The following is a 3,981-nucleotide window of genomic DNA, read 5'->3' as shown; positions in this document are numbered from 1 at the left end:
GGGTTTGGGGAGGGGAGGAGGGGCCTTTCTCCAGAAAGGCCCCTCCTCCCCTCCCCAATTCATTCCTTCAGCCTCTTCAGACTGCCCGCCAGAGCTTCGGCCTTGCGGGGGCCGATGCCGGGGATCGCGGCAAGCTGGGCGGGCGTGGCGGCAATGATGGCATCAAGGGCTTTGAAATGATCCCAGAGCAGTCGGGCCGTAGCCTTGCCCACGCCGGGGATGCGGAGGAGTTCGGCGGAGAGCGCCGCGCCCGCCCGCGCCCGGCGGTGCCGCCCGATGACGAAGTGGTGCGCCGTATCGCGGACATGCTGGAGAAACAATAACTCGGCGGAACCGTCGCGCAGCGGCAGGGGGTTGCTCCTGCCGGGCAGGAAAATCCGGTCGCCCACATTCCCGGCCCGGCGGTCGGCGCGCCCCATGTCGTCGCGGGCCTTGGCGATGCCCGCCAACAGGAACAGCCCTTCGGCACTGGATTCCCTGACGATGCGCTGCACGGCGGAAACCTGCCCGCGCCCGCCGTCGATGAGCACCAGATCCGCCCACGGCGGCCCGGATTCGAGGCGGCGGCGCATCCACTCGGCAAGGGCGGCGTAGTCGTCGCCGTTGCAGGCCGCTTCGCCTTCAAGGGCATAGGTGCGGTAATCGGATTTCTGGGGCTGCCCGTCCTCGAAGACGACCATGCCCACGCGGGTGGACGTGCCGCCCGTGTGGGAAACGTCCACACATTCGATGCGCCGGATGGGGCGGGATGCCATCGGGACGGCCCCGGGCAGGGCGGATTGCACCTTGTCCAGCGCGAAGGCGGCGGCAAGGCGGTCGGACATGGGGACTTCCGATTTGGTGACGGCGGCTTCGCGGGCGTTGGAGACGGCCATGTCCACGAGCCGGGCTTCGGCGGCATTGCGGGGCTTGGCGATGCGGACGATGCCTCCGCGCGCGTCGGCAAGGGCCGCTTCCAGCGCTTCGAGGGATTCCACCTCGTCGGTGGCGTGCCCGTTGGAATCCGTCCCGGCGGCGTGAGGCGGTTCCGCTTCGCCTTCGGGTGCCGCAATGTGATCTTTTTCTGGGGAGGCGGCGTCTAAGGCGTCCCGCCCGCCGGACATCCCCGGCAGAGCCGTATCTTCGGGCAGCCACGGCACGACGATGCGCGGCGGGATGGATGTCTGCGGGCCGTAGAACTGCCCGATGAAACTCCAGAGCAGTTCCGGGCCTTCCGCCAGTTCCAGATCCGGCCAGAAGAAGGTGCGCCCGTCCACAAGCCGCCCTTCGCGCACGAAGAGGAGCCCAAGGGCAAGGCCGCCTTTGGCGGGGGCCACGCCCGCCACGTCCATGTTGCCGCCTTCCGGCAAGACCACGCTCTGGCGCTCCACCGTGCGCTCGATGGCCTTGATCTGATCCCGGAACACGGCGGCCTGTTCGTAGTTCATGGCTTCGGACGCGTCCGTCATGGCGTGGCGCAGCGTATCGAGCAATTCACGGGAGCGCCCGGAGAGGAGCAGTTCCACGCGGTGTATGAGGGAGGCGTATTCTTCAGCGGGGACGTTTTCCGTGCACGGCGCGAGGCACTGCCCGATATGGTGGTAGAGGCAGGGCCGGACGCGGTTTTTAAAGGCCCGGTCCACGCAGCGCCGCAAGGGGAAGACACGGTGGATGCTCTTCCATGTCTCGCGGGCCGCCTGCCCGGAGGTGAAGGGGCCGAAATAGCGGGCGTTGTCGCGCCGGGCCTGACGCACGACCTCAAGGCGCGGATAGGGGGCGTCCCTGGCGATGCGGAACAGGACATACTGCTTGTCGTCGCGCAGGACGATGTTGTAGTGCGGGCGGTGTTTCTTGATAAGGCTGGCTTCGAGGAGCAGCGCTTCCTTTTCCGTGGTGGTGGAAAGCGTCTCCAGCGAGGCGGCGTGCCCGATCATGGCGGCGGTTTTCGGGGTCAGGGCCGAAGCCTCCCGGAAATAGGAAAGGATGCGCTTGCGGAGGTTGCGGGCTTTGCCCACATAGATGATCCGCCCCTGCGCGTCCTTATAGATATAGATGCCGGGCGTGGTCGGAAGGGTTGAGGATGCTGGGCGCTCCATGCGATCTCCAAAAAAAGTCTGAAAAAGAGGCAGGATGAAAGGCCACATCCAGTTTACAGGGTGGTGGGCGGCCTGTAAACCGCCCTCCGGTTGGCGCTTGCCAGATCGCGCCGGATGCGTGTACTCTACTCGTATCCATTTATATTTTTTGCCGACGAGAGGCCAGTATGGCGCGGAAAGATCCCTACGACCCGGAAGAAGGCATCATAGACCTTTTTGATATCGTCGATGACCCCGAGGCGTCTCCTGAACCGGAGCCCCGCGGGGCTCTTCATGATGAAGGCGGGCAGGCCCTGCCGGGACAGCCCGAAACGGCCGAGCCGGAAAGCCCTCCGAGGGAAGAGGGCGAACGTGTGGTGTCGCGGTATCCTTTTGAGAACAGCGATGATTTCCTTGAAGAGATCGAAAAGACGCCCCTCATGACGCTGCTGCCTCCGAAGGGCGGGGCTTCCGCGTTGCCGGAGGAGCCCGTTTCGGATGGCGCGGGAGAAGAGGCTCCCGCCGAGAGCCAACCCGTCCGCGAAGAGCCGGACGAGGCGTTGATCCGCGCCTTTGAAGCGGAAATGGCGAAGGCAGGGGCGGTTGTACACGAGTATGGTGTGGAAACGGCTCCCGGCATGGCCGATGCCTCCGGGGGGCCGGACGGGACGGAAGCCCCATCCGCCGACGCCGCAGGGCCGGAATGTGCCGAGCCGTCCGTTGGGGCTCAGGGGGCCCCCGCCCCGGAACCCGCCGAAAGGACGTATGCCGAGGATCTGGAATTGCTGTCCGGTGACGCTCCGGCTGCGGATGCCCCACAGGTTGAACCCTCGCCGGTTGCGTTGGGGCCCGCTCTGGAGGCTCCCATGCTGGTTTCCCCGGAAGGGGAGGATGGCTTGGAGGCCGAACACGGCCCCTCCCGGCAGGCCGAGGCCGCGCCGGAAAGGGCTGTTGGGGAGCCGCCGGAAGCCTTGCCCTCTCCCGCATCAGTGGATGAAGTTGCCGGGCCGTTGCCGGAAGTTTCCGAGGACGGCACGGATCGGGCGCTTGCCTTCGTGCCCGTCGCCGTGCCGGATGTTCCCGTCAGTGCCGCCGTGCCGCAAGCGGAGCTTGGCTCCTGCGGGCATGGAATGGAAGAACGTATTATCCGGCTGGAGGAAGCCTTGAGCCGTCTCAACGAACGGGTAGCCGCCTTGGAGCAGCGCGTAGATGACGCCGCTGGGCAGGAGCTCAGCGTTTCCGCGCTCTCCGGCGACATCCAGTCCCTGCTTGCGGAAGGCAATGCCCTGTGCGGCCAGTTGAAATCGCTCGCGGCGGAGCTGACGCCTTCGGGCGTCCCCGCCGAGGCCCCCGAAGCCGCACCGCTTCCCGGTGCATCCGCCGAGGCGCCTGAAAAGCCCGCCTCCCCTTCAGTTCCCTCCCGTTCCGCCGAGATCCCTTGGGAGTCCACTTCTTCGGAAGCCGATCCCGATGACGGCCCGGATGTGCTTGGCCTTGCGCTGGAATCGCTGGAGCGGCGGCTTGCGCTCTTGGAGAGCCGCCCCGTGCAGGCTCCCGACGCCGCCGGCATCGTGCAGGATGTCCTTGCCCTCGTCCGTGTGGACATGGAAAAGGCATCCGAGGAGCAGGAGGCTTCTGCCCGCGCGCTGGGGCAATTGGAGCGGCGCGTGCAGGACTTGGAGAACCGCCCGCTTCCGCAGCTTATCCTGCCGGATCTCCCCGACGCGGAAGCCATCACCGCCGACGTCATGAGCCGTATTCAGAACGAGCTTGACCGCATCGCCGCCGAAGCCGCCGCCCGCGTCCTGCGGGAGGAGATCGCGGGTTTGATGGGGAAGTAAAAGGGGAAGATTGGGGAAGGGAGGGAAAACTTTTCTGAAGAAAAGCTTTTCCCTCCCTTCCCCAAACCCCATCCCTCCCTTTCCAA

General features: G+C 66.1%; 2 protein-coding genes. One reads left to right on the top strand and one right to left on the bottom strand.

The annotated features are described in order from the left end of the window. Positions 1-59: 59 nt before the first annotated feature. Positions 60-2,075 (bottom strand): excinuclease ABC subunit UvrC, encoded by a 2,016-nt coding sequence (uvrC, locus tag ACZM8Y_RS17850; protein ID WP_482334761.1) that lies wholly within the window; start codon positions 2,073-2,075, stop codon positions 60-62. 167 nt (positions 2,076-2,242) lie between these two features. Here uvrC and ACZM8Y_RS17845 point away from each other — a divergent pair, with 167 nt between their 5' ends. Beyond that, complete coding sequence (locus ACZM8Y_RS17845; RefSeq protein WP_482334759.1) at positions 2,243-3,895, top strand: hypothetical protein; 1,653 nt, start codon at positions 2,243-2,245, stop codon at positions 3,893-3,895. Positions 3,896-3,981: the final 86 nt, after the last annotated feature.

The organism is Bilophila sp., from assembly GCF_057864385.1.
The sequence above is the reverse complement of the archived record's forward strand: the minus strand, read 5'-3'. Positions and strand labels throughout refer to the sequence as shown.